Here is a 25,423-nt window from a genome sequence, read left to right as displayed (position 1 = left end):
GCCGGTCGGGAGGCTGTATGAGTGAAATGCACAAGGTGAGCTCCGTGGCCAGCAGCATGGCCTGGTCGCGGCCGACGGAGCATCAGGAGGGCAGGCGCCTCGCTCCCGAGCAGGACTCGGCAGCGCCCATTGCCGCCGCCGAGGTCGAGGACGGGTCCCGGGTGCCGCTGAGGGAGCTCGAGCCACTGGAGCACTTCAAGGCGGATGACCCGGAGGCGCTGGCCAAGGCGGTCGAGCGCATGGAGAAGTTCATGCAGCAGGTGGGCCGCGACCTGGAATTCCGGGTCGACGACGCCACCGGCAAGACGGTGGTCACGGTCTACGTCCGCGGTACCGACGACGTGGTGCGCCAGATCCCCCCGGAAGAGATGCTGGCCATCGCTGCGCGCATGCGCGAGGTGCAGGGGCTGCTCTTCAACGGGGAGGCCTGAGCGCGGGCGGAACGGGTGTGCCGCCGGCACGGTCAGCCGGACAGGCCCTTTAGCGATACCGGAAGAGGCGACCTCCTATGGTCTCACCACTGGATCAGATGCCGAATATGCCGAGCCAGATGGACGTCGGCTCCGGCATCGATACCAACAAGATGGTCCAGGATCTAGTGCGAGCCGAGCGGGCTCCCACCGAGCAGCGCTTGGATCGGCGTGAGCAAGAGCTCCAGGAGAAGCTCGAGGCCCTCGGGCAGATGCGCGGGACCATCGGCGAACTGCAGGAGGCCGTGCAGGGGTTGGGGGATCCGAGTGCCTACTCCGGCATCGACGCCGAGTCGAGCAATGCCGGTGTGGCGGCGGTCTCGGCCAGCGAAGAGGCGCGCCCCGGTCAGTACGACGTGGAGGTCGAGCAGCTGGCGCGGACCCAGCGCCTCGCCACGGCCAGCGGTGCCTTCGAGGACAGCGCCGATGCGGTGGGCACTGGCCGGCTGGTGATCACCGACGGCGAGGGCAACGAGCAGGCAGTGACCATCGACGAGGAGTCGGGCACGCTGCTCGGCATCCGCGACGCCATCAACGCCCAGGCCGAAGGGCTTCGCGCCTCGGTGGTGGACGACGGGGCGGGGCCGCGACTGGCGATCGCCACCGAGCAGACCGGCCGGGCGAACGCCATCGCCCAGATCCGTGCCGAGCAGGACCCGGAGGACGATCAGGGCAACCTGTCAGCTCTGCAGTACAACGTCGCGGACCCCCAGAGTGGCGAGCCCATGGGCGCCTTTCAGGAGGTCCGGCCAGCCAGTGATGCCGTTGTGACCATCGACGGCATGCAGATCACGCGACCCGAGAACCGCATCGAGGGGGCCATCGAGGGCGCCACCCTCAGCCTCAAGGAGGAGGGCCGCAGCCGCGTCTCCATCGAGCAACAGACGGGGCTGGCCGAAGAGAACATCCAGCGTCTGGTGGACTCGTTCAACCAGGTGCGGGCCCAGCTCAACCAGCTCTCCGACTACGACCCCGAGGCCGAGAAGGCGGGTCCGCTGCAGGGGGATCACACCCTGCGTAACCTCCTCTCGCAGCTCAGTCGGGCCGTCAACGAACCAGTGGAGGCGCTGGACGGGGCGCCCATTTCCTCCCTCGGCGACCTCGGTGTGCGCACCAACCGTGACGGCACCCTGGATCTTGATGGTGAGCGCATGCAGCAGATGGTCGGTGAGCACTCAGAGCTGGTGACGCGCATGATGACCGACCCGGAGAGCGGGGTGATGTCGCGGCTTGAGGGGGTGCTTGAGAACGCCCTCGGCCGGGATAGCGTGATCGACATGCGGACCGACGGGGTCGAGAGTCGGCTCGACCGCATCGCCGATGATCGCGAGCGCCTGGATCGGCGCATGGAGCGGCGCGAGGACCAGCTGCGGAGCGAGTTCTCGCGCATGGACTCGAGGGTGGCTGAGCTCAATCAGACCTCGGAGTTTCTTGAGCAGCGCCTGGCTGCCATGAACAGCAGGGATTAACACGCTCGGCGGGGTGCCGGAAAAGGGGTTCCTCCCCCACCCCTCAAGAATCACGGGTAGCAGCCGCTAAACGGAGAGAGCGCGCAACAACTACCCCCAAGAGTAGGAACGGGATATGAGCATGCATCGCGGCATAAACCAATACCAACAAGTCGGGACCTACTCCAGCGCGGCCTACGCCGACCCTTACCGGTTGGTGCAGTTGCTCATGGACGGGTTTCTGGATCGCGTGGCCCAGGCCCGCGGCGCCATGGAGCGCCAGGAGATCGCGGTCAAGGGTGAGTTGATCAGCAAGGCCATCTCCATCCTCGACGGCCTGCGTTCCGGGCTCGACCACGAGCGCGGCGCCGAAATCGCCGGCAACCTGGAGGAGCTGTACACCTACATGCAGCGCCGCCTGGTCGAGGCGAATGCGCAGAACGAGGTGCAGTATCTGGACGAGGTCGCCTCCTTGATGCGCGAGATCAAGAGCGCCTGGGACGCCATCCCACCGGAGGTGCGGACCCGCGAGGCCGCCGCGGCGGCCGCCGCCCGCGGCGAGTAGGAGGCGCAGCCGTGGCCGGCGGCGAGGGCTCCGGAGGCGGCGAGGAGCGGGCGGCGGTGGCCGTGACCGCTCGGCGCCTCCGCGAGCTGTCCCGGCAGATGCGCCGCTGCGCCGAAGCCGGCGACTGGGACGGGGTCATGGAGCGCAACGGACTGCGCGAGAAGCAGGCCCGGCAGCTGCCCGAGGACCCGAACCACCCCGGCGCCGATCTGGCTCGTCAGGCCCTCGCCGAATCCCTGGAGTGCGATCGGGCCGTCCGAGCCTGGATGGAGGCCGAGCGGGATCGCCTTGGCGCCGCGTCCCGCGATGAACACCACCAGCGCGAGGCCCGCGACGCCTACTCGCGTTATTCCGACTAGGCAATTCCTTGCCGCCGAGTGTGACGATTTTTTGACGCCCCCGCGTGGCCCGCGTAAACTCCCCCTTTCTCAGATAGGTGTTCCGGCATCGGAGGGGTGCGTTGGTCCAGGTTCTGGTCGTCGACAGTGACGCGGAGCGTCGTTGGGGTATCGAGACGGTGCTCCAGTTCCTTGAACACGAACCTATCCCCGCCGAAGTCACCGACGCCGGCAGCACAGCCACCCATTATTCCGGCCTGGCCATGGCCCTGGTCGGTATCGATGGCAACGAGCGAAGCTGTCTGCAGCGGCTCATCGACAGCCGCCCCGAACTCCCGGTCTTCCTGGTGGCCCCGGATGCGGACGCCCGTCGCCGCGGCGGCGATATCCAGCACGGGGTGCTCGGGGTCCTCGACCTGCCCCTGCGCCAGGGGCAGCTCACCGCTGCCCTGCGTCAGGCGCTCAGCCACAACATTCGCCACCGCGAGCACGGCGGTGCCGGCCGGGCGCCCCGGCTCGCCGGCGAAAGCCGCGGTGTGCAGCGGGTGGCCAGCCTCATCGAGCAGGTGGCTGATACCGATGCCAGCGTGCTGATCCTCGGCGAGTCCGGGACCGGCAAGGAGGTGGTGGCACGGAATATCCACGCCCGCTCCTCCCGCCGAACCCGCCCCTTTGTGCCGATCAACTGCGGGGCCATCCCCGCCGAGTTGCTCGAGAGCGAACTCTTCGGCCACGAGAAAGGGGCGTTCACCGGCGCCATCAGTGCCCGGCAGGGCCGCTTCGAGATGGCCCAGGGCGGGACCGTCTTCCTCGATGAGATCGGGGACATGAGCATGCACATGCAGGTGAAGCTGCTGCGCGTGCTCCAGGAGCGGACCTTCGAGCGGGTCGGCTCCAACAAGCCCATCCACGCGGATGTCCGGGTGATCGCCGCCACCCACCGCAATCTCGATACCGGCATCCGTGACGGCAGCTTCCGTGAGGACCTGTTCTACCGGCTCAACGTCTTCCCCATCGAGATCCCGGCCCTGCGCGAGCGCTCGGGGGATATCCCGGTGCTGGTCGAGGAGATCATCCGCCGGATCGAGGACGAAGGGCGGGGGTCGGTCCGGGTCAGCCCGGCGGCCATGTCCTGCCTCTCGGCGTACCATTGGCCGGGCAACGTGCGCGAGCTGGCCAACGTGGTCGAGCGTCTGGCCATCCTCTGCCCCTACGGTGAGGTGGGGGTCGAAGACCTGCCCAAGAAGATCCGCGATGCCGCCCGTGAGGAACTCGATAGCGGTGATGGGGCGGCGGCTGCGGCGGAGCCCGTCAACGGTCAGGCGGGGGTGCCGCTGCCGGCGGTGGACTGGTCCGAGGGCATCGACCTCAAGGGGTACCTGACCGAGGTGGAGCAGGAGTTGATCCGTCAGGCCCTGCAGACCACCGACGGCGTGGTAGGGCGCGCCGCACGACTCCTCGGGCTGCGCCGCACCACCCTGGTCGAGAAGCTGCGCCGGCTCGACGTGGAGCGCCCCGCCTGAGGCGGCACGGGCGGGCCGCATGCGGCAAGAGCGAACCGTCAAGCGGCAAACGGTTGCCGCCTTGGCCGGTCGACAGAACTTTGACTGCCACTCCCGTCCGCCGCAGCGGCAGCGCCTCGCCGGCCGGGCGGAATCCGACGCTTAGCCCATCAGGCCGCTTCTGGCATGGCCCTTGCAAAAGTTGGGGCCGCCGCGGGGCAATGCCGCGGCACGGATTTGCGCTGAGGGGGACAATCCATATGGGTCAGCAACGCGTGCTCGTGGTGGCCCGCGAGCCGGGCCGCCGCAGCGAGCAGCGGCGGCGCCTGGACGACGCCGGGTTCGTGACAGCCGAGGCGGAAGACAGCGGCTCCGCCCACGAACTCCTGGAGCAGGGGGGGATCGCTGCCGTCGTCTGCTTCGAGGAGGGCAGCGAGGGGGACAACTGGCGGGTGCTCACCCGCCATCCCATGGCCCCGCCGGTGATCGTCATCTCCGCCCGTGCCGAGGTCAGTGGTGCCGTCGCTGCCATGCGCGACGGGGCGGCCGACTACGTCGCCGAGGACGCCCCGGCTGGTGAACTCGCCGCCGCCGTGGCCCGGGTCACCGATGCCGGTCCCGAGCTGGTGGCCGAGGATCGCAGCAGCCGGCAGCTGATGGCGCTGGCGCAGCGGGTGGCCGGCAAGGACGTGACCGTCCTGCTGACCGGCGAGTCCGGGACCGGCAAGGAGATCTTCGCCCGCTACATCCACGATCGCTCGCCCCGTGCCGACGGCCCGTTCATCGCCGTCAACTGCGCGGCGATCCCCGAGAACATGCTTGAGGCGCTGCTCTTCGGTTTCGAGAAGGGCGCCTTCACCGGCGCCAACCGCGCCCACGCCGGCAAATTCGAGCAGGCCCAGGGCGGCACCCTGCTGCTCGATGAGGTCTCCGAGATCGAGCCGGGCCTGCAGGCCAAGCTCCTCCGCGCCCTGCAGGAGAAGGAGATCGAGCGCCTCTGCGGACAGACGCCGATCCCGCTCGACGTCCGTGTCCTCGCCAGCAGTAACCGCGACCTGCGCGAGGCCGTGCGCAACGGGCGCTTCCGCGAGGATCTCTTCTACCGGCTGCACGTCTTCCCGATCCATTTGCCGCCTCTGCGCGAGCGTGCCGCGGACATCATCCCGTTGGCACGCTCCTTTGCTCACAAGTACGCCCAGCTTGGCGGCGGCTGCGGCGCAGACTTTACCCCCGAGGCGGAGCGACTGCTCATCCAGCACTCGTGGCCGGGCAATGTCCGCGAGCTGGAGAACGTCGTGCAGCGTGCGCTGATCCTCGCCGAAGGCAGTGCCATCGACGCTGAGGCGATCCGCTTTGAGCCGGTCACCGTCAGTGCCGGTGCCGCGTCCGAGCCGGTGGCTCCGAGTGCCCCCGCCGCCGGCCCCGCTGCGCCGGAGGGCGCGCCCGGTCCCGCCGTTGGCCCCGGTGCCGCTGCGGGGCCGGAGGCCGCGGCGACGCTGGAGGAGGACCTCAAGAGTCGCGAGTACCGCCGCATCCTCGAGACGCTGGACCGGGTCGGCGGCAACCGCAAGGAGGCCGCAGCGCGGCTGGGCATCAGCAGTCGCACCCTGCGCTACAAGCTGGCGCGCATGCGTCAGGAAGGCGTCGAGATCCCGGAGCGCTCCGGGATGCTCTACGCCTACGGCAACTGAGGTCGCACCATGTCGGATTTTCGGATCGAACAGGCCCTGGCCGAGATGCGCGCCATTGGCGGGCAGCCGGTGCAGCAGCCGCAGCAGGACAGCCCGCCGGTGGAGGAGTTCTCGGATCTCCTGCGCCAGGCGGTCGAGCAGGTCAATGACAATCAGGTGGACGCCAAGGGCATGACCGATGCCTTCATGAACGGCGAGGATGTTCAGCTCACCGACGTCATGATGTCCGTGCAGAAGGCCGATGTCTCCTTCGAGGCCATGAAGGAGGTCCGCAACCAGCTCCTGGAGGCCTACCAGGAAATCGCCAACATGCAGGTGTAACGCGTGAGGGGTCGCCATGGCGGATAGCCAGGCCATGACCGAATCGAGCGGCTCCTCGCCGCCGTCGCCGCTCGATAGCGGCGGCCAGGGTGGAGCCGGAACCGAGGGCGGCGGATTTGCCGGCGTCGGCCGGTTCGTGCCCGAGGACTGGCGCGAGCAGCTGACCCGCGTCCTCGGCGACAACCCGCTGCGCAAGCTCGGCCTCGGGGCCGGGCTGCTGGCCGTGGCCGGACTGGGTGTGGCGATCTTCTTCTGGGCGCAGGAACCCGCCGAGCTGCGTACGCTCTACGCCGACCTCTCCTCCGACGATGCCGCCGAAGTCATCAACGCCCTTGAGGAGCAAGGGGTGCGCGTCGAGTTCGACGAGCGCACCGGGGACATCAAGGTCCCCGAGAACGCCGTCCACCGGGCACGCATCTTCCTCGCCTCCGAGGGGCTGCCCCGGGGGAGCGGTTTCGGCTACGAGATGCTCGAGGACGATCCCGGCTTCGGCGTCAGCGAGTTCATGGAGCACGCCCGCTTCGATCGAGCGCTGGAGACCGAACTGGCCCGTTCCATCGAGACCCTGCGCGGGGTGGTCAGTGCCCGGGTGCACCTGGACGACCCTCAGGAGTCGGTCTTCGTCCGCGACCGCCGCGATGCCAAGGCGTCGGTGGTCCTCGAGCTGGATCAGGATCGCCAGCTCCCGGACCGCCAGGTCGAGGGCATCATCCACCTGGTGGCCAGCGCCGTCTCCGACCTGGAGCACGGTAACGTCAGCGTGGTTGACCACCGCGGGCGCCTGCTCACCGCCGAGGACGAGCCCACCGAGGCGACGCGCTCGGCGCAGCAGTTCGAACTGACCCGGCGGCTTGAGGAGCGCATCCAGCGCCGGGTCGAGGACATGGTCGAGCCAATCATCGGCCCGGACCGGGTCCGGGCCCAGGTCAGCGCCCGGCTCAATTTCGACGAGCGCCGCCAGATCGAGGAGCTCTTCGACCCGGAGAGCAGCGCTATCCGCAGCGAGCAGATGAGCGAGCGCAGCGGCGGGGGCGGGCAGTGGCCCATCGGCATCCCCGGTGCCCTGACCAATCAGCCCCCGGGGCCGGGGACCCTCGACGGCGAGGAGCTTGAGGGCGGTGGTGGGACGCCGTTCAGCTCCGACGAGACTCGCAACTGGGAGGTGGGGCGGACCCTCAGTGAGGTCCAGCCGGCCATCGGTGTCATCGATCGGCTGACCGTCGGTGTCCTGGTCGATCACCGCTACGTCCAGAACGAGGACGGCGAGGTGGTCCGCGAGGCCCTCTCCGACGAAGAGATCCAGACCCTGGAGAACCTGGTCCAGGACGCCGTCGGCTACGATGCCGATCGCGGCGATGCGGTGAGCGTGGCTACCGTACCCTTCGCCGAGATCGTCGAGCCGCCGGATCCGCCGGAAGAGGTCTGGGAGCAGGAGTGGGTGCGCGACTTGATCCGCCTGGCGGTGTTTGCTGCCATCGGCCTGCTGATCTACATCGTCGCGATCCGGCCGATCGTCAACCGCATGCTCGGTGGAGAGGACGAGTTGGATGAAGAGTCCGGTGGCGCCGAGACCGAGGGCCTGGAGCGCCCGGCCGGCGAGAGCCTGGCCAGCCCCGGGCGCGGGCAGGAGGGCGAGGCTGCCCTGCAGCTGGCGGGGATCAGCGGCGAGCAGCTCAGCGACATGCGCGAGCGCCCCTACGAGGCCAAGCTCCAGGCGGTGCTCGAGCTCGTCGAGAACGAGCCGGAGCTGGCGGCCAACGCCGTCAAGGCCTGGCTCGACGAAGACGACAAGCGCAAGGGCTGATGGCGATGATGAAGGGTACCGACCGCGCCGCGGTCCTCATGCTCACCCTCGGCGAGGACGCCGCTGCCGAGATCATGCGCTACCTGGGCCCTCGCGAGGTGCAGAAGCTCGGCCTGGGCATGACGCAGATCGGCAACGTCAGCCGCGAGCAGGTCGACGAGGTCCTCGACGAATTCATCCAGACCGCCGCCGAGCAGACCTCGCTGGGCATCGGCTCGACCGACTTCATCCGCAGCACCCTGGTCAAGGCCCTGGGCGAGGAGAAGGCCGGGTCGATCATCGACCGCATCGTCATGGGCGGGACCACCCGCGGTCTGGATCAGCTCAAGTGGCTGGACCCGCGGACCATCGCCGAGATGATCCGCCTGGAGCACCCGCAGATCATCGCCATCGTGCTCTCCTATCTGGAGGCCGATCAGGCCGGGCTGGTGCTGGCCGAGATGCCCGAGCGCGTCCGCCACGACATCGTCATGCGCGTGGCCACCCTCGAGGGCATCCAGCCGCGCGCGCTGCAGGAGCTCGATGAGATCATGGAGAAGCAGTTCTCCGGTCAGCAGCGGCTCAAGTCCTCCACCATCGGCGGTCTTCAGTCGGCGGCCAACATCCTCAACAACATGGACGGTCAGACCGAGACGGCCATCCTGGACAACGTCAAGGAGCTGGACGAGGAGCTGGCCGACCGCATCCAGGAGCTCATGTTCGTCTTCGAGGACCTCAAGCAGATGGACGATCGCTCCATGCAGCAGGTCCTGCGCGAGATCGATACCGGCTCGCTGACCCTGGCCCTGAAGGGCGCCAGCGAGGAGCTGCAGGCCAAGTTCATGAACAACCTCTCGCGTCGCGCCGGCGAGATGCTCCAGGAGGACCTGGAGGCCATGGGTCCGGCGCGCCTGTCCGACGTCGAGGCCGCGCAGAAGGAGGTCCTCGCCGTGGCCAAGCGCATGGCCGACGAGGGCACCATCAACCTGGTCAGCAGCTCCGACCAGTACGTCTGACTCCCAGCCCCCGGAGCCGCTGAGCCCGGGGTGTCTTCGCAGCCTGGAGGGCGCGGATGGATAGTGGCGATCGACGCCTGCGCATCATCCCCGGAGAGTTCGCCGAGACGGCCGAGGCGTGGGAGACGCCCGACTTCGACCAGCCCGAGATCGACCGGCAGCGCCAGGCCGAGCAGGAGCAGGCCCGGCGGATCGAGCGTGAGAAGCGCCGGCGCCGGCGCGAGCGCCGCCGCCAGGCCGTGGCCGAGCGGCTGCGCATGGAGGACGAGGCGCGGCGCGCGCTGCCCACCGTCGAGGAGATCGAGGAGATCCGCGCCACCGCCCGGCGCCAGGGGCATCAGGAGGGTTACGAGGCGGGGCGCCACGAGGGCTTCCACGCCGGCTACCCCGAGGGGCTGCAGGCCGGGCAGAGCGACGGGCGGCGGGCCGGTGCGGTGCTGGTGCGCCGGCTGCGGACGCTGCTCGATACCCTGGGGCGCCCCCTGGAGCAGCTCGATCGGGACGCCGAGGACGAGCTGCTGCACCTGGTTTTCGCCGTCGCCCGGCGGCTGGTCCTCGAAGAGCTGCGGGCGGAGCCCAAGCACGTCCTGGCCGCCGTGCGCCAGGCGCTGCGCGAGCTGCCAGCCCAGGGGCGCGGACTGACCATCCAGGTCCACCCGGATGAGCACGGTTTCATCACCGAGCAGCTCGGCACCGAAGTCGGCGACAAGGGCTGGTCGGTGGTCGCCGACGCCCACCTGACCCCCGGTGGCTGTATCGTGACCACCGAGACCTCGCGGGTCGATGCCACCGTCGAGCGGCGTCTGGACGCCGTCGCCGAACAGCTGCTCGGCGACGCCCACGCCGTCGAGGCGGGCGAGACCGTGGAGCGCAGCTACCGCGGGCGCGCCCCCGATGCGGCGGAGAGCGATTCGGAAGGCGCAACCGATTCCAGCGAGACTGCCAAGGCTCAGGCCGGCGACGAAGAGGGCGGCCGATGAGCGTCGTCTCCGGCCTGGGTCAGGACTGGACCGCCCGGGTACGCCGTCGGGTCGAGCACGTCGAGGCCGTGCGCCCGCCGGTGGAGGGGGTGCTGCGGCGCATGGTCGGGCTGACCCTGGAGGCCGAGGGGTGCCGGGCGCCCCTCGGCGCCCGCTGCACCATCGAGGACGGCCAGGGCGGTGTCGAGGCCGAGGTGGTCGGCTTCGCCGGCGACCGCCTCTACCTCATGCCTACCGGCGATCTGCGCGGCGTCATGCCCAACGCCCGGGTCATTCCCCGGGGCAGCGGCGCCCAGGCCCGGGTCGGCGAGGAGCTGCTCGGCCGGGTCATTGATGGCGGTGGCCAGCCCATCGACGGCGGCGGCCCGCTCAAGGCCCGGGAGCGCACGCCGCTCATGGCCGAGCCGATCAACCCCCTCGAGCGCGCACCGATCGCTGCGCCGCTGGACGTCGGCGTACGTTCGATCAACGCCCTGTTCACCGTCGGACGCGGGCAGCGCATGGGCCTGTTCGCTGGCTCCGGTGTGGGCAAGAGCGTGCTGCTGGGGATGATGACCCGCTACACCACCGCCGATGTGGTGGTGGTCGGGCTCATCGGCGAGCGGGGGCGCGAGGTGCGCGAGTTCATCACCGAGATCCTCGGGCGGCACGGCCTGGCCCGGGCCGTGGTGGTGGCGGCGCCCGCCGATACCTCGCCGCTGTTCCGGCTCCACGGCGCCATGCGCGCGACCAGCATCGCCGAATACTTCCGGGACCAGGGCTACAACGTCCTGCTGCTGATGGACTCGCTCACCCGCTACGCCCAGGCGCAGCGCGAGATCGGTCTGGCCATCGGCGAGCCGCCCACTACCAAGGGGTACCCGCCGTCGGTCTTCGGCCTGCTGCCGCGCCTGGTCGAGCGCGCCGGCAATGGCCCCGACGGCGGCGGCTCGATCACCGCCTTCTACACCGTGCTGGTCGAGGGCGACGACCAGCAGGAGCCCATCGCCGATTCGGCCCGGGCCATCCTCGACGGCCACCTGGTGCTCTCCCGTAGCCTGGCCGATTCCGGGGTCTATCCGGCGGTGGATGTCGAGGCCTCCATCAGCCGCGCCATGATGGCCATCACCGAGGGGCGGCACCAGAAGGCGGCGCAGCGCTTCCGGGAGCTCTATGCCGCCTACCGCCAGAACGAGGACCTGATCAGTGTCGGCGCCTACCAGCGCGGTTCGGACCCGCTGGTCGATCAGGCTATCCAGTACCAGCCGCGGCTGCGCGCCTTTTTGCAGCAGGACGTCAGCGAGGCGGTGGATTTCGACGAGTCCCTGGCGTCCCTGGGACGATTGACCGGTGAGGTGAACGGATGAGCAAGGGGGCGGAGCGGCTGCGTCCGGTGGAGCGGCTGACCGATCAGCGCAAGGAGCAGGCCGCCAGCCAATTGGCGCGGGCCGAGGGGGAGCTGCGTCAGGGCGAGGCGCGCCTGGAGGAGATCCTGGAGATGCGCCAGGAGTACCGCCGCCAACTCAACCAGGATGGCGCCATCGAGGCGGCCCGCCTGCGCGATTACAACGCCTTCCTGACCCGTCTCGACGAGGCCATCGTCCAGCAGCGCCAGCAGATCGCCCAACTGCAGCGACGGGTCACCCAGCTGCACAAGGAGTGGCTACGCCGCTGGGGCGAGCACCGCACCATCGAGAAGGTGGTGGAGCGCCGCGCCGAGGCCGAGCAGGCGGAGGCCGAGCGGCGCGAGCGCCAAAAGTCCGACGAGGTGGCGCGTATGCTCTACCACGCCGTGCAGCGGGGGGATCTGCCCGGCAAGGGCGGCTAGCGGCCCCAGCGCCCGGGTCGCCGGGCTGGTTCGGATCTTGCTTCATTCCCGGGACGCGACCGCTGCCACCCCTGGAGGAACCCCCATGCCCCTCACCGACCTCGCCGCCCTCGATCTCGAAGCCGCGGGCCGCAAGCGCCCGGAGGGCGCCGCCCTGGACGGTAAGGGCGAGGCCGGCGGGTTCCTGGAGGCGCTGCTGGAGACCCCGGCGCTCAAAGAGGCGGGCATTGATGAGGCCGACCTCAAGGGCCTGCTTGACGCCCTCGGCGGCAAGCTCGACGGCGAGGGCTTGCCGCTGGACGGCGAGATCCTGCCGTCCGAACTTGAGGAGCTCGGCCTGGATGTCGACGAGCTCCCCGAGAAGCTGCAGGCGGTCATGGACGCCCTGGCCGGGGTCGGCGAGGGTGATGCCGAGCAGGCCCTGGAGGGGCTCGATCCGGCGGTGCTCAAGGAGCTGGGCAGCGCCGACCCCGAGGAACTCTCCGCCAAGCTCAAGGCGCTGCTTGAGGGGGAGTCGGACAAGCTCGAGCGGGTCGAGGCGTGGCTCGAGGGCCAGCGCCAGCTGGCGGCCGAGCGCGCCGAGGTCCTCCAGGCCCTGGCCGAGCTGGAAGACGAGGGGCTCTCGGGCAAGGAGCTGATCGCCACGCTGCAGGAGCGCCTGGCCCACCTGGACGACCCCGAGCACACTGCCGACGCCGAGGGCCTGGCCGCCGTCGCCGCCAGCACCGCCACGCTCTTCGGCGGGGGCATCGGTGACGAGCCGGAGGGCGGGCGCAACACCGCCCTCGGCGATCAGATCACCCGGGAGCTGCGCGCCGGCGGGCTCCTCCATGCCGCCTCGGGCGGGCTGGATCTTTCCGGCGGGCAGACCGGCACCCAGGGCGGGCAGACCGGTAGCGGCGAGCGCAGCCCCGCCGCCGAGGCCCTGCTCCAGGCGCTGCAGCCAGGCAGCCGCGGCGGTGACGAGGGCAGTGCCGCCCGCGGTGAGTTCAGCGGGCTGCTGGCTGCCGCCCAGGGGCTGGACGGCAGCCAGCGCGGGGGCGGCATGCAGTTCACCGTGCAGCAGCCGGTGGGCCAGCAGGGCTTCACCCCGGCCGTTGGCGAGCGGGTGGTGTGGATGGTCAACGAGAACATCCAGCAGGCCCGGTTACAGCTCAACCCCCCCGGGCTCGGCCCGCTGGATATCCAGATCAACGTCGGTGACGAGCGCACCACGGTGAATATCACCACCCACAACGCCGCCACCCGCGAGGCGCTGGAGCAGGACCTGGAGCGGCTCAAGCAGCTCCTCGCCGACCAGGGCCAGGGCGAAGTGGACGTGAACATCTCCCAGGGCGAGGGCGGTGAAGCCGAAGACACCGACCCGGAGACCGGCGAGCCCCTACAGGCCGCCGCGGGTCCGGGCGAGGAGGGCGATGAGGCCGCCGCCGGTAGTGCCGGCCGCGGCCTGGTGGATCACTACGCCTGATGCCGGCCGCCGAGTCGGCCCGCGGCCAGGCGCAGCGGTGCCAGGGCTGCGGCGATGCCCACCAGCACCGTGGCGAAGGGTAGGTCCAGGGCCATCGCGGTCACGAACGACGCGGTGTAGATCGCTGCCGCCAGCCCCGCGGTCCAGGCCACGGCACGTCGCCACCCCCCGGCCAGGGCGAAGGCCAGCCACGCCGGGATGAAGACCAGGGCGAAGGCGGCCATCACCCCCATTACCAGCGCGGTGATCGCCACCACCGCCGCAGCGATCAGATCGAAGCCCAGGGTGACCGGCCACAGCGGCTTGCCGTTGGCAGCGTCGTGGCCGGGGAAGAGCTCGTGGCGCAGCAGCCGCCGCGAGAGCATCGGCAGCACCAGTGCCGTGGTGCCGGCGACGGCCAGCGTGGCCCACAGCTCCTCCGCGCCGACGAAGTAGAGTTGCCCCTCGATCAGGTTCTCGCCAAGGAGCTTGGCGTGGTAGGTCATCGAGGCGCCGAGCATCATGGCCGCCCAGCCGAAGAGGATCAGCCAGGCGTAGACGTCGTTGCCGGTGCGGTGCAGGGCGCCCTTGATCGCCACCGCTACCGCACTCGCTCCCAGGGCGGCCGCCAGCGGCGGTGCGCCCAGCAGCAGTCCCGCCACGCCGCCGGCACCGGCCAGGTGGGCGAAGCCCAGGGCGGCCAGCCACTCGCCGCGCAGGCGCAGGTACAGCCCGACCACCGCCACCGCCACGGCGGCGGTCAGTCCGGCGAAGAAGGGCAGGCGGAACAGCGGGTCGAAGAGCAGCTCCATTACGCCGCTGCCTCCGTCTGCTGCAGGCGTCCGCCCGGCTCCAGGGTGACGACCCGGTGGCAGACCTGGCGGATGAAGTCGGCGTCGTGGCTGATGACCAGAGCGCCGCGCCGGGCGTCGAGCCGGGTCAGTCCCTCGATGAGCAGCTGCCGGCCGCGGGCGTCGAGGTTGTTGGTGGGCTCGTCGAGGAGTACCAGGCCCCCGGGGTGGCCGAGCACCGACCAGACCAGCAGGCTCTGCCGCTGGCCGCCGCTGAGCCGGTCGATGCGCCGGCGCAGCAGCGGCTGCAGGGGCTCCGGCAGGATGCCCGGGTCGGCGCCCATGAGCGCCAGGAGCTCATCGCCGCGCAGGGGTAGCTCGCCGCCCTGGTAGGGGGCCTGGGACTGGCAGGCGATGCCGGCGCCGCTGCGGGTGTGCACCCGGCCGCCGAAGCGCTGCGCCCGGCCGGTAAGGACACTGAGCACGGTGCTCTTGCCGGAGCCGTTGGGGCCGGCCAGGCCGATGACCTCGCCGGGGTGGACCTGGAGCGAGATCGGGCCGACCACCGGCTCGGCATAGCCGGCCTGCAGCTGCTCGACCTCGAGGAGCGGTTGCGCCACGGTGGAACCTTCTGGTTCGGGGGAACGAAACGGGCGGGGGTGCCCCGCCCGAGGCCGCCTTATGGTAAGGGGCACGGCGCCGGCTGACCAGCCTGCGCCGCGCCCATCGGTCGGCTCAGGAGGCTGGCGAGGCGATGGCCTCAACCAGGTCGTCGATGACCTGGAAGTAGTCCTCGGCGTCGCCGTCCACCGGCACCTGGGTGGGCAGGCTGTAGTAGGACCAGCCCAGCTGGCGTTCGATAAAGCGCGCGCCGTCCGCCGGCTGGAAGTCGGTGAACAGGGTGACCCCCCGCTCGTCGCCCAGCTCGTTAACCAGCCGCCGGAGGTGGCGGGCCGTTGGCGGCACCCCGGGCAGCGGCTCCAGGTAGCCGTGCAGCGGTACATCCAGGCGGTGGAGGAGGTAGTCGATGTCCTCGTGGAAGAGGAGCACCCCGGGGGCGTCGGCGACGCGCGCCTCCCAGTCCGGCATCCGCTCCTCGACGGCGGCCTGGAAGGCGTCGGCGTTGTCGTAGAAGGTCTCGGCGTGCTCCGGGGCCAGGTCGGCCAGACGCGAGGCGAGGGCCTGGCCGACCTCGGCCAGGCGCACCGGATCCAGGTAGACGTGGGGGTTGCCCGCCGGGTGGACGTCGCCCCGGGCGCGGTCGGCGTGGCCGGTCTGGCCGATCAGCTCCACCTGGGCGGCGGCCTCGAAGTAGCCGTCCTGGCCGATCTGTACATCCGGGTTGTTGGCCCCGCGGATGGCGGCGGGCACCCAGCCCTCCTCCAGTTCGGCGCCCACGGAGACGATCAGATCGGCCCCGCGCAGGGCGGCCATCATCGACGGCCGCGCCTCGAGGTAGTGGGCGTCGCGGTCCGGCGGGGCCATGGTGGTGACCTCCACATGGTCGCCCCCCACCTCCTGGGTGATCATGGCCATGTTGGTGGTGGTCGCGGCCACCTCCAGCCGCTCCGCCGCGGCCGGGCCGGCGGCGAGGGCGGTGCTGAGGACCGCGGCGGCAAGGATGCGCTTGAACATCATTCGACTCCCTCTGCGATTGCGGCGCGGCGCGCTCAGAACGGATGGGCGCCGTGGGCGCCGAGGCTCAGGTTGTACTGGAGCATGACCTGCCAGGCGTCCTCGTCGTGCGTATCCGGGTCGTCCGGCGTGCCGTCAGCAAAGTCCGAATAGTTCACCTGCGCCCGGATGTAGGAGAAGTGCGACGGGTAGAAGGTCACATTGGCGGAGTAGCGGTAGGAGGTGTCCAGGTCCGTGTAGCCGTTGCCGTCATCCCGATCATGCCACGCCTGGTTCTCGAGCAGGCCCAGCGCCTCGGCGCGGATGCCGGAGCGCCAGCGCGGGGCAATGCCATAGACGGCCTGCACGTAGAGACCATCCTGTTTGAAACTGCCCGAGGTCCCGTCGGCATCTGCAGTCTCTCGTTCCCAGTTGTTGGCATCGTCGTGGTTGTAGTAATAGAAATCGGAATCGATGTTCCTGTAGAAGTACTCGCCTTGGAGCGTCAGTTGGCCGGCGCCCTGGTAGCTACCTGGCGGATCGAACTTGTAGACGGCATCGAGGCCAGCAAACCAGGCGTCCCCATCCCAGGCTTCGACGCGAAGGCCTTCGCTGTGCTCTTCCATCCGTTGCCACGCGCTGGCGTATCCAGCCGAGGCGCCAAACTGCGCGGCGTGGTTGAAGCCCAGGTCGGGCCCCCACTTGGCGAAGAGCGTGGCAAGCCGAGGTCCCGTTGAGTCGGAGAAGGGGAGATCCAATTCTTCCGTCCTGTGGCGCTCCGGCGCGCCGTCTCCATCGATCCAACCGGGCCGTGTGCTTGTCTCGCCCTCATAGGCCGCAATCCCGCTCGTCTCCCCCTCCAGGATCTCGGCGCCGAACTTCAGGTAGGTCCGGGTCGGTGCCAGCCAGTTGAGTTGCACGCCGGTCTCCTGGATGCCGTGGTCGCCGAAGAGGTGTTCGCTGACCAGCGGGCGGTCCACGAAGTCCCACTCGTGGGGGTGCTGGCTGTTGATGTAGCCGATATCCGAGAGGAAGCGCCCGGCCTTCACCTGCAGGCCCCAGGGCAGGGCGCGGGTGGTGAAGTACGCCTCCTCCAGGTCGATGTGGTCGGTGCCCTCGACCACCAGCATGGCGAAGGCGTCGAAGTACGGGTCCACCGAGGCCTCGAAGGCGAACTCCGTCTCGCGCAGCTGGAAGCCGTCCTCAATGCCGTGGGCGTGATCGTGGCCGTGGCCATGCCCGTGGCTGTGGCCCATGCCGAAGCCGCCGGGGTCGCCGACGTGGCCGGAGAACTCGTTGCCGTAGACGCCGTCGAAGATGACCGAGATCGACGGGTTCATCAGCGTGCCGGCGCCGATCTGTTCGCTGGAGGCGCTGGCCCGTTGCATCGGCCCCGGATCGGCGCTGACCGTGGGCTCCGGACCCGGCTCCACGGCGGGGTCGTCAGCGGGCGACTGGGCGTGGGCGCTGCCGAGCAGCAGCGTCGCACTGCCCAGGCCGGTGGCCAGCAGGGCCGGCCGGCGGCGGTGGGCGTGGTATCGTGGCATGGTTTGGCTCCCCCCCTGGATTGAGTTGGTCGCCGGACGGTGGCGGTCGATCCCGCCTCGGGTGTAGATCAAGTTCCCGGCGGCGGCGGCCGATAGCATCGGAAGAGGGACAGGCCGTCCGGCGTAGGATGCAAGGTATTTGCATCTGCAATACGGTGTCAAGAGACAGCGTCGCCGGGTTATGCGGTAGCATGGGGGTGCCGGCAGCAAGGGCGCCGACGTCACGGCACAGTCAGTGCATCACAGGGCACGGGGAGGCATGCCAGTGCCGAAGATTGTCTACATATTCATGGGGATCATGGCGTTGATGATGGTCGCGACCATGGGCACCGTGGGGGCCCTGGCCTTCGGCTACATCACACCGCCGGGGATGCATGCGGAGGCCGAGCCGGATCTGGGCGATCCGCAGTATCTCAAGCTCGAGCCGCCGCTGACCGTCAACTTCGAGCGCGGGCAGCGGATCAGCTACCTGCAGGCCGAGGTCGAGGTGATGGCGCGGGCCGACGAGCCGCTATCCGGAGTCGAGCGGCACATGCCAGTGATCCGTAACAACCTGCTGATGCTCTTCTCCGACCAGAGCTTCGAGGATCTCAATACCCGGGCCGGGCGGGAGGAACTGCGCCACGCCTCGCTCGAGGAGATCAACAACATCCTCGATGAGCGCGGGGTCGATGGCGAGATCGAGGCGGTCTACTTCACCAGTTTCGTGATGCAGTAGCGGGCGGTCGTCATGTCGCAGCAGGATATCCTCAGCCAGGACGAGATCGACGCGCTCCTCCACGGGATCGACGACGGCGACGTCGATACCGAGGAAGAAGAGGATTCCGGCGAGCTCCGGCCGTATACCTTTACCGCCGAGGAGCGCATTGTCCGGGGTCGGATGCCGACCCTGGAGATGATCAACGAGCGCTTCGGGCGGCTGTTCCGCATCGGCCTGTTCAACATGCTCCGTCGCACGCCGGAGGTCTCGGTCACCGGCGTGGAGATGATGAAGTTCGGCGAGTACGTCCACACCCTGTTCGTGCCCACCAGCCTGAACATCATCCGCGTGCCGCCGCTGCGCGGCTCCGGGCTATTCGTCATCGACCCCAAGCTGGTCTTCCTGGTGGTGGACAACTTCTTCGGCGGCGGCGGGCACTTTTACCTGAAGGTGGAGGGGCGCGAGTTCACGCCCACCGAGCAGCGGGTCATCCGCCTGATGCTCGACCAGGCCTTCGACGACCTGCGCGAGGCGTGGAACCCGGTGCTGGGCGTGGACTTCGAGTACGTGAACATGGAGGTCAACCCCCAGTTCGCCAACATCGTCAGCCCCACCGAGGTGGTGGTGGTCAGCAAGTTTCACGTCGAGCTCGACGGCGGCGGCGGGGATATCCACGTCACCCTGCCGTACACCATGGTCGAGCCGATCCGCGAGATCCTCGACGCCGGCGTGCAGTCCGATCGCAACGACGTCGACGACCGCTGGGCCAAGGCGCTGCGCGAGGAGATGAAGACCGCGCCGGTGACCCTGCACAGCACCCTGGCTCGCTCCGAGATCACCCTGCGCGATCTGATGCACCTCAAGGCCGGCGATGTCATCCCCATCGAGATGCCCGAGCGGGTGGTGGTTGAGGTTGAGGAGGTGCCGGTCTTCTACGGCACCTACGGGGTGTGCGAAGGGAACGCCGCCCTGCGCATCGACGAGAAGGTGCAGGCGCCGGAGCGCGAGACGCTGCTCCCGGAGCGCGATCAGGTCCGCCGCGAGGAGCGCGAGCGGGACGATGAGCCGGTGCAGCAGCGCATCAACCGGATCACCGCCGAGCAGCGCAGCAGCGTCGCCGAGTCGGACGAGGCGCCGGAGCGCCCCCAGAGCAGCCACAGGGTGGATGAGTCATGAGCGACGAGAAAGACAAGCAATCGTCGGCCGAAGACGACTGGGCCGACGCCCTGGCCGAGCAGGAGGGCCAGGGGGGAGAGGGCATCGACGACGAAGCCCTGGCCGAGGAGTGGGCGGCCGCCATGGAAGAGGGCGGCGGCGCGGCCGAGGAGCCCCCCGAAAAGGGTGCGAAGGGCGCCGGCAAGGGCAGCAGCGGGGCCGGCCGCTCGGTGGATCTCGATGAGTTCGACCCGGCTGCCACGCGCGCGGGGGGCGAGGATGATCAGAACATCGACGTCATCCTCGACATCCCCGTCACGCTGTCTATGGAGATCGGCCGGACGCAGATCAGCATCCGTCACCTGCTGCAGCTCAACCAGGGCTCGGTGGTGGAGCTCGACCGCCTGGCCGGCGAGCCACTGGATGTCATGGTCAACGGCACCCTGATCGCTCACGGCGAGGTGGTCGTGGTCAATGAGCGCTTCGGCATCCGCCTGACGGACGTCATCAGCCCGGCGGAGCGGGTGAAGAAGCTGCGCTGATGGCGTTGCGACTGCGCTCCCCGGCGTCGCTTTTCCGGCGCCCGCGCCGGGCGACGGTGGCGCTGGGCGTCAATCTGCTGGCGCTCCCGGCGCCGGCGTGGGCCGAGACCGTCCCTGGGGTCGAGGCCGAGGCCATTGCCCGGGTGATCGTCGCCCTGCTGGTGGTGCTGGCGGTGATCATCGGGCTGGCCTGGCTGCTGCGCCGCTTCGGTGGCGGCGCGGTGGGCGGCACGGGGCAGATGCGCGTGCTCGGCTCGCTGCCGGTGGGGCAGCGTGAGCGCGTGGTGCTGGTTCAGGTTGGTGACACGCAACTGCTGCTCGGTGTGGCGCCCGGGCGGGTACAGACCTTGCATGTGCTGGAGACCCCAGTGACCGGCGTCGGTGGCGAGACCGGCGACGGGCAAGGCGGCCCGTTCGCGGCGCGGCTGCGTCGCTTGATGCAGCAATCCGATCAGCAGTAGTCCATGCCCACACTCCGAATCCTGCTCCTTGTGGCGTTGCTCCTCTGCCCCGCGCTGGCCTATGGCCAGACGGGGCTGGAGGCGCTGACCATCGAGGAGACCGAGGACGGGCAGACCTGGAGCCTCAGCGTCCAGGTCCTCGTCCTGATGACCCTGCTGACGCTGCTGCCGGCGATGGTGCTGATGATGACCGCGTTCACGCGCATCATCGTCGTCCTCGCCATCCTGCGTCAGGCCCTGGGCACCGCCTCAACCCCGTCGAACCAGGTGCTCATCGGGCTGGCGCTGTTCCTGACCCTGTTCGTGATGATGCCGGTCTTCGACGAGATCAACGAGACCGCGCTGCAGCCGTACATGGCCGAGGAGATGGGGGCGGAGGAGGCGCTGGAGCAGGCCAGCGAGCCCATGCGCGAGTTCATGATCCGCCAGACCCGCGAGGACGACATCGCCCTGTTCCTGCGCATCGCCGATTACGGCGAGGTGGACAGCCCCGACGATGTCCCCATGTCGGTGCTGATCCCGGCGTTCATGACCAGCGAGCTCAAGACGGCGTTCATCATCGGCTTCGTGCTGTACCTGCCGTTTTTGGTCATTGACCTGGTGGTGGCCAGTACGCTGATGTCCATGGGCATGCTGATGCTCTCGCCGATGATCATCTCGCTGCCGTTCAAGATCATGCTCTTCGTTCTGGTCGACGGCTGGTCACTGATCATGGGCACCCTGGCGTCCAGTTTCTTCCTGTGACCGGCAGGGTGCGCCGCCGGGTGGCAAGAGTTTGCCGCCCGGCGGCAAGTGCAAGGCGGGACGCGGCAACGCCGTGCCGCATTAGCCCGGGCCGGGCGGTCGGCGCCGGCCGCCATCGGTCAGGCTTTAATGGAGGTTGTCTATGACACCGGAGCGGGCGATTCAGCTGGGCACCGATGCGCTGACCGTGGCCACGCTCCTGGCCGGCCCCATCCTGCTGGCGGCGCTGATCATCGGCCTGATCGTCGGCATGTTTCAGGCCGCGACGCAGATCAACGAGCAGACCCTCTCGTTCGTGCCCAAGCTGGTCGGCCTGGCGGTGGTGCTGTTCCTGCTCACGCCGTGGATGACCCAGGTGCTGACCGATTTCACCGAAGGGCTCATCCGCAGCATCCCCGAGATCCTGCGCTGAATGGAGATCAGCAGCGCCGAAGCCGCCGCCTGGGTGGGGACCTTCATGTACCCGCTGATGCGCATCGGCGCGGCGGCCCTGGTCGCGCCGGTGTTCGGCAACGACATGGTGCCGCTGCAGGTGCGGGTGTTCATCGGCGTGGCCCTGACCATTGCCGTCCTTCCGGCGGTGGGCGAGGTGCCGCCGGTGGATCCGCTCTCCCCCGACGGTCTGCTGATCGCCGTCCAGGAGATCCTGGTGGGGCTGACCATTGGCATGGTCCTGGCCCTGGCGCTGAATACGGCGGTGATCGCCGGCGAGAGCATCGCCCTGGCCATGGGGTTGGGCTTCGCCACCATGGTGGATCCGCAGACGGGCATGTCCGTGCCGGTGATCTCGCAGTTGCTGTTGACCATCGTCACGCTGCTCTTCCTCGCCGTCGGCGGGCACCTGATGCTGATCCAGCTGCTGGCGGACAGCTTCTCGGCGGTGCCCATCGGCGAGATCGTCCTGGATCGGGACGTCTTCTGGGGTGTGGCCGCCTGGGGAACGCAGATGTACGCTGGCGCCGTGCTCATCGCGCTGCCGCTGGTGACGGTCCTGCTGGTCATCAACCTGTCGCTGGGTGTCATGACCCGCGCTGCGCCGCAGATGAACGTCTTCTCGGTCGGCCTGCCGCTGACCATCCTGGTCGGCGGGGTCCTGATGCCCATCCTGGTTCTGCCGGCGCTGCCGGCGCGCATGGCGATGATGTGGAGCGAGGCGTACAACACCATCGGGCAGTTGCTTGGCACACCGGGGATCGGGGGGTAGGCCGTGGCCCAGGAGAGCGAAGACGGGCAGGAAAAAACCGAAGACCCGACCCCGAAACGGCGCGAGGAATCGCGCAAGAAGGGGCAGGTCCCGCGCTCGCGGGAGCTGACCACCATGCTGCTGCTGCTCGTGGCCGCCGGTGCGTTGCTGGCGCTGGGGCCGTTCATGGGCAATCAGCTGACCGCGCTGCTGGAGTGGTCGTTCACCATCGATCGCAGCCACATCTACGACCCCGGGATCGTCATCGAGCGGCTGCACGAGGCGCTGGGGCGTGGATTGCTCACTGTGTTGCCATTCATCGCGGTGATGCTCGCCGCTGCGGTGATCGCGCCCACCGCCCTGGGCGGGTGGAGCTTCTCCTTCCATCCGATGCAGCCCAAGCCCGAAAAGCTCAGCCCCATCAAGGGGTTCCAGCGCATGTTCGGGACCAAGGCGGCGGTGGAGCTGGGTAAGGCCTTGGGCAAGGTGCTGGTCATCGGCGGCACCGCCGTCGGGCTGTTCGTGCTCTTCTGGGACAACTTCTACACCATGAGTCGCGCCCCGCTCGAGCCGTCCATGGCCGAGGGTATGCGGCTGTTCTATATCTTCTTTTTCCTGTTGGCGCTATCGATGCTGGTGGTGGTGGCCATCGACATCCCCTACCAGATCTACGACCACACCCAGAAGATCCGCATGACGCGGCAGGAGGTGAAGGAGGAGTTCAAGCAGACCGAGGGTAAGCCGGAGGTCAAGCAGCGGGTCCGCGAACAGCAGCGGGAGATGACCAACCGGCGGATGATGGAGAATGTTCCCGATGCCGACGTGGTCATCACCAACCCGGCCCACTACGCCGTGGCGCTCAAGTATGATCAGTCGACCATGCGCGCCCCCACCGTGGTGGCCAAGGGCGCCGATCTGCTCGCCGCGCGCATCCGCGAGCTGGCCGAGGAGAACGACATCCTGATCTTCCAGGCCCCGCCGCTGGCGCGCGCGTTGTATCATTCCGCCGATCTGGACCAGGAGATCCCGGGCGCGCTCTACTTCGCCGTGGCCCAGGTGCTGGCCTACGTCTATCAGTTCCAGGCCGCGCAGCGCCGCGGCTGGACGCCGCCGCAGCGGCCGGAGCCAGAGGTCCCGTCCGGCTACGACACCGGCGGCGAGGCGTCATCCGACGAGCGAGGAGGGGATAGCCGCCGATGAATTCGGCCATCGCCGATCAGATCCGCAACATCGGCTCGCGCGGGCTGGGCACACCGCTGCTGGTCATCGCCCTGCTGGGGATGATGATCGTGCCGCTGCCGCCGCTGGCGCTGGACATGCTGTTCACCTTCAACATCGTCCTGTCGCTGTCGATCCTCCTGGTCACCGTCTACATCATGCGGCCGCTGGAGTTCGCGGTCTTCCCGACCATCCTGCTGGTGGCCACGCTGCTGCGCCTGGCGCTGAACATCGCCTCGACCCGGATCATCCTCCTGGATGGCCACACCGGCACCGACGCGGCGGGCAACGTCATCCAGTCCTTCGGCGAGTTCGTCGTCGGCGCCAATTACGTGGTGGGTTTCGTGGTCTTCGCCATCCTGGTGATCATCAACTTTGTGGTGGTCACCAAGGGTGCCGGGCGTATCTCCGAGGTCTCAGCGCGTTTCACCCTGGATGCGCTGCCGGGTAAGCAGATGGCCATCGACGCCGACCTCAACGCCGGCATCATCAGCCAGGAGGAGGCGCGCAACCGGCGCCAGGAAGTGGGGCAGGAGGCCGACTTCTACGGCTCCATGGATGGTGCCGCCAAGTTCGTCCGCGGCGACGCCATCGCTGGCATCTTGATCCTGCTGATCAACATCGTCGGCGGCTTGATCATCGGCATGACCCAGCACGGCATGCCGGTCGACGAGGCCGCCCGCAACTACACGCTGCTGACCATCGGCGACGGTCTGGTGGCGCAGATCCCCTCACTGGTGCTCTCCAGCGCCACGGCCATCCTGGTCACCCGCCGCTCGGATACCCGGCGGATGACCGACGACATCCTCGAGCAGCTGTTCAGCAACCCGCAGGTGCTCTGGGTGGTCGCCGCGATCATCGGCCTGCTCGGCCTGGCTCCGGGGTTGCCGCCGGTGCCGTTCCTGTTTTTCGCCGGGCTGTGCGCACTGGGGGCGTGGTACGCCGGGCAGCGCCAGGTCGAGGCCGCGACGGCGGCGCAGCAGTCGACCGAGGCCGAGCGGACCGCCTAGGAGCCGGAGGATCCCGAGAAGAAGGAACTGACCTGGGACGACGTCCCGCCGGTGGATCCAGTGGGGCTGGAGGTGGGGTACGGCCTGATCCCGCTGGTCGACCGCAACCAGGGCGGGCAGCTGCTGACGCGGATCAAGGGCGTGCGCAAGAAGCTCTCCCAGGATCTGGGCTTCCTGGTTCAGCCGGTGCACATCCGCGACAATCTGGATCTCGGGCCGAACATCTACCGCGTCAGTATCCACGGCGTCCCGGTGGCCGAGGGCGACGTACAGCCTGGCCGCGAGCTGGCCATCAACCCCGGGACGGTCCACGGCGAGCTCTCCGGCTCGCCGACCAAGGATCCCGCCTTCGGCCTTGACGCGGTGTGGATCGAGCCGTCCCAGCACGATTACGCGCAGACCCTGGGCTACACGGTGGTGGACGCCAGCACGGTGATTGCCACCCACCTCTCCCAGGAGGTGCAGCGTAACGCCCATCAGCTCTTCGGCCACGAGGAGGCGCAGAAGCTGCTCGACATGCTCGGCCAGAGCCAGCCGAAGCTGGTCGAGGAGTTGGTGCCCAACACCCTCTCCCTGTCCGTGGTGGTGAAGGTTCTTCAGAACCTGCTCGAGGAGGGTGTGCCCATCCGCGACATGCGCACCATCGTCGAGGCGATGGCCGAGCACGGGCAGAAGACCAAGGATCCGGGGCAGCTCACCCAGCACGTGCGTGAGGCGCTCAGCCGTATGATCCTCCAGGAGATCGTCGGCATGGAGCGTGAGGTGCCGGTGATCACCCTGGAGCCACAGTTGGAACAACTCTTGCTTAATTCTGTACAGGGTGCCGGGGACGGAGGCGGCGGCATCGAGCCCGGGCTGGCTGAGCGCATGCAGCGCTCGATCTCCCAGGCGGTGCAGCGTCAAGAAGCCGCCGGTCAGCCCGCCGTATTGCTGACGTCACCGCCGCTGCGTCACTGGCTGCGACGGCTGACCCGCAACGTGGCGTCGGGGCTTTACGTCCTGTCCTACAACGAGGTCCCGGACGACCGGCAGGTGCGCATCATTGCCAACGTCGGCCAGGGGCAGGAGGAATCGGGCAAGCAGGGGTAAC

General features: G+C 69.0%; 24 protein-coding genes and 2 pseudogenes. 22 read left to right on the top strand and 4 right to left on the bottom strand.

Annotation, left to right across the window (positions count from 1 at the left end; all coding sequences use genetic code 11):
• Positions 1-17: 17 nt before the first annotated feature.
• The 13 genes from HHAL_RS12480 (at position 18) to HHAL_RS12470 (ending at position 13,389) form a co-directional block, all read left to right on the top strand.
• Positions 18-431, top strand: a complete 414-nt coding sequence (locus tag HHAL_RS12480) for a flagellar protein FlaG (RefSeq protein WP_011813315.1) — start codon at positions 18-20, stop codon at positions 429-431.
• Between the two features lie 77 nt (positions 432-508).
• A complete protein-coding gene (fliD, locus tag HHAL_RS02565) occupies positions 509-1,939 on the top strand; it encodes a flagellar filament capping protein FliD (protein WP_011813314.1) in 1,431 nt (476 codons plus the stop codon).
• A 121-nt stretch (positions 1,940-2,060) separates the two neighbouring features.
• Positions 2,061-2,483: a flagellar export chaperone FliS gene (gene fliS / locus HHAL_RS02560; RefSeq protein ID WP_011813313.1), complete on the top strand. Its 423-nt coding sequence runs from the start codon at positions 2,061-2,063 to the stop codon at positions 2,481-2,483.
• Positions 2,484-2,494: 11 nt separating this feature from the next.
• Positions 2,495-2,842, top strand: a complete 348-nt coding sequence (locus HHAL_RS02555; RefSeq protein WP_011813312.1) for a flagellar protein FliT — start codon at positions 2,495-2,497, stop codon at positions 2,840-2,842.
• A gap of 101 nt (positions 2,843-2,943) precedes the next feature.
• Positions 2,944-4,344 (top strand): sigma-54 dependent transcriptional regulator, encoded by a 1,401-nt coding sequence (locus HHAL_RS02550; protein ID WP_011813311.1) that lies wholly within the window; start codon positions 2,944-2,946, stop codon positions 4,342-4,344.
• Positions 4,345-4,583: 239 nt separating this feature from the next.
• Positions 4,584-6,014, top strand: coding sequence for a sigma-54 dependent transcriptional regulator (locus tag HHAL_RS02545; protein WP_011813310.1), 1,431 nt, complete (start codon positions 4,584-4,586; stop codon positions 6,012-6,014).
• 9 nt (positions 6,015-6,023) lie between these two features.
• Complete coding sequence (fliE, locus tag HHAL_RS02540) at positions 6,024-6,335, top strand: flagellar hook-basal body complex protein FliE (protein WP_011813309.1); 312 nt, start codon at positions 6,024-6,026, stop codon at positions 6,333-6,335.
• Between the two features lie 16 nt (positions 6,336-6,351).
• Positions 6,352-8,139: a flagellar basal-body MS-ring/collar protein FliF gene (gene fliF, locus HHAL_RS02535; RefSeq protein WP_011813308.1), complete on the top strand. Its 1,788-nt coding sequence runs from the start codon at positions 6,352-6,354 to the stop codon at positions 8,137-8,139.
• A gap of 5 nt (positions 8,140-8,144) precedes the next feature.
• Entirely contained in the window at positions 8,145-9,134 is a 990-nt protein-coding gene (gene fliG / locus HHAL_RS02530; protein ID WP_011813307.1) for a flagellar motor switch protein FliG, read from the top strand.
• A gap of 56 nt (positions 9,135-9,190) precedes the next feature.
• Complete coding sequence (locus HHAL_RS12475) at positions 9,191-10,114, top strand: flagellar assembly protein FliH (protein ID WP_011813306.1); 924 nt, start codon at positions 9,191-9,193, stop codon at positions 10,112-10,114.
• Positions 10,111-11,460 carry a flagellar protein export ATPase FliI gene (gene fliI, locus HHAL_RS02520; RefSeq protein WP_011813305.1) on the top strand — a complete coding sequence of 450 codons (1,350 nt, stop codon included), beginning with the start codon at positions 10,111-10,113 and terminating at the stop codon, positions 11,458-11,460. Before HHAL_RS12475 ends, fliI begins: the two co-directional genes overlap by 4 nt.
• The gene (gene fliJ, locus HHAL_RS02515) at positions 11,457-11,921 is read left to right on the top strand and encodes a flagellar export protein FliJ (RefSeq protein WP_011813304.1); all 465 of its coding nucleotides are present in this window, start codon (positions 11,457-11,459) and stop codon (positions 11,919-11,921) included. Before fliI ends, fliJ begins: the two co-directional genes overlap by 4 nt.
• Positions 11,922-12,006: 85 nt before the next feature.
• Positions 12,007-13,389, top strand: a complete 1,383-nt coding sequence (locus HHAL_RS12470) for a flagellar hook-length control protein FliK (protein WP_011813303.1) — start codon at positions 12,007-12,009, stop codon at positions 13,387-13,389.
• Here HHAL_RS12470 and HHAL_RS02505 read toward each other — a convergent pair.
• The 4 genes from HHAL_RS02505 to HHAL_RS02490 all read right to left on the bottom strand — a co-directional run bounded on the left by HHAL_RS02505 (position 13,380) and on the right by HHAL_RS02490 (position 17,320).
• Entirely contained in the window at positions 13,380-14,180 is an 801-nt protein-coding gene (locus tag HHAL_RS02505; protein ID WP_011813302.1) for a metal ABC transporter permease, read from the bottom strand. The two genes, HHAL_RS12470 and HHAL_RS02505, sit on opposite strands and share 10 nt — an antisense overlap.
• A complete protein-coding gene (locus HHAL_RS02500; RefSeq protein ID WP_041595017.1) occupies positions 14,180-14,779 on the bottom strand; it encodes an ATP-binding cassette domain-containing protein in 600 nt (199 codons plus the stop codon). Before HHAL_RS02500 ends, HHAL_RS02505 begins: the two co-directional genes overlap by 1 nt.
• A gap of 115 nt (positions 14,780-14,894) precedes the next feature.
• Positions 14,895-15,797, bottom strand: a complete 903-nt coding sequence (locus tag HHAL_RS02495; protein WP_011813300.1) for a metal ABC transporter substrate-binding protein — start codon at positions 15,795-15,797, stop codon at positions 14,895-14,897.
• Positions 15,798-15,829: 32 nt separating this feature from the next.
• Complete coding sequence (locus HHAL_RS02490; RefSeq protein ID WP_011813299.1) at positions 15,830-17,320, bottom strand: porin; 1,491 nt, start codon at positions 17,318-17,320, stop codon at positions 15,830-15,832.
• A 259-nt stretch (positions 17,321-17,579) separates the two neighbouring features.
• On the opposite strand from HHAL_RS02490, the gene HHAL_RS02485 reads away from it, so the two are divergent.
• The 9 genes and pseudogenes from HHAL_RS02485 (at position 17,580) to flhA (ending at position 25,422) form a co-directional block, all read left to right on the top strand.
• The gene (locus HHAL_RS02485) at positions 17,580-18,038 is read left to right on the top strand and encodes a flagellar basal body-associated FliL family protein (protein WP_011813298.1); all 459 of its coding nucleotides are present in this window, start codon (positions 17,580-17,582) and stop codon (positions 18,036-18,038) included.
• 12 nt (positions 18,039-18,050) lie between these two features.
• Positions 18,051-19,013: pseudogene (gene fliM, locus HHAL_RS02480) on the top strand (flagellar motor switch protein FliM); the annotation flags it as partial.
• Positions 19,014-19,192: 179 nt separating this feature from the next.
• The gene (gene fliN, locus HHAL_RS02475) at positions 19,193-19,717 is read left to right on the top strand and encodes a flagellar motor switch protein FliN (RefSeq protein WP_011813296.1); all 525 of its coding nucleotides are present in this window, start codon (positions 19,193-19,195) and stop codon (positions 19,715-19,717) included.
• Positions 19,717-20,178, top strand: a complete 462-nt coding sequence (fliO, locus tag HHAL_RS02470; protein WP_011813295.1) for a flagellar biosynthetic protein FliO — start codon at positions 19,717-19,719, stop codon at positions 20,176-20,178. Before fliN ends, fliO begins: the two co-directional genes overlap by 1 nt.
• 3 nt (positions 20,179-20,181) lie before the next feature.
• Positions 20,182-20,922, top strand: coding sequence for a flagellar type III secretion system pore protein FliP (gene fliP, locus HHAL_RS02465; protein WP_011813294.1), 741 nt, complete (start codon positions 20,182-20,184; stop codon positions 20,920-20,922).
• 142 nt (positions 20,923-21,064) lie between these two features.
• Positions 21,065-21,334: a flagellar biosynthesis protein FliQ gene (gene fliQ, locus HHAL_RS02460; RefSeq protein WP_011813293.1), complete on the top strand. Its 270-nt coding sequence runs from the start codon at positions 21,065-21,067 to the stop codon at positions 21,332-21,334.
• Positions 21,335-22,126: a flagellar biosynthetic protein FliR gene (gene fliR, locus HHAL_RS02455; protein ID WP_011813292.1), complete on the top strand. Its 792-nt coding sequence runs from the start codon at positions 21,335-21,337 to the stop codon at positions 22,124-22,126.
• A gap of 3 nt (positions 22,127-22,129) precedes the next feature.
• Positions 22,130-23,305 carry a flagellar biosynthesis protein FlhB gene (gene flhB / locus HHAL_RS02450; protein WP_011813291.1) on the top strand — a complete coding sequence of 392 codons (1,176 nt, stop codon included), beginning with the start codon at positions 22,130-22,132 and terminating at the stop codon, positions 23,303-23,305.
• Positions 23,302-25,422 (top strand): annotated as a pseudogene (gene flhA / locus HHAL_RS02445) (flagellar biosynthesis protein FlhA). Before flhB ends, flhA begins: the two are co-directional and overlap by 4 nt.
• The last annotated feature ends 1 nt before the right edge of the window (position 25,423 follow it).

Origin of the sequence: Halorhodospira halophila SL1 (genome assembly GCF_000015585.1) — a bacterium.
Classification (GTDB): Bacteria; Pseudomonadota; Gammaproteobacteria; order Nitrococcales; family Halorhodospiraceae; genus Halorhodospira; species Halorhodospira halophila.
The sequence above is the reverse complement of the archived record's forward strand: the minus strand, read 5'-3'. Positions and strand labels throughout refer to the sequence as shown.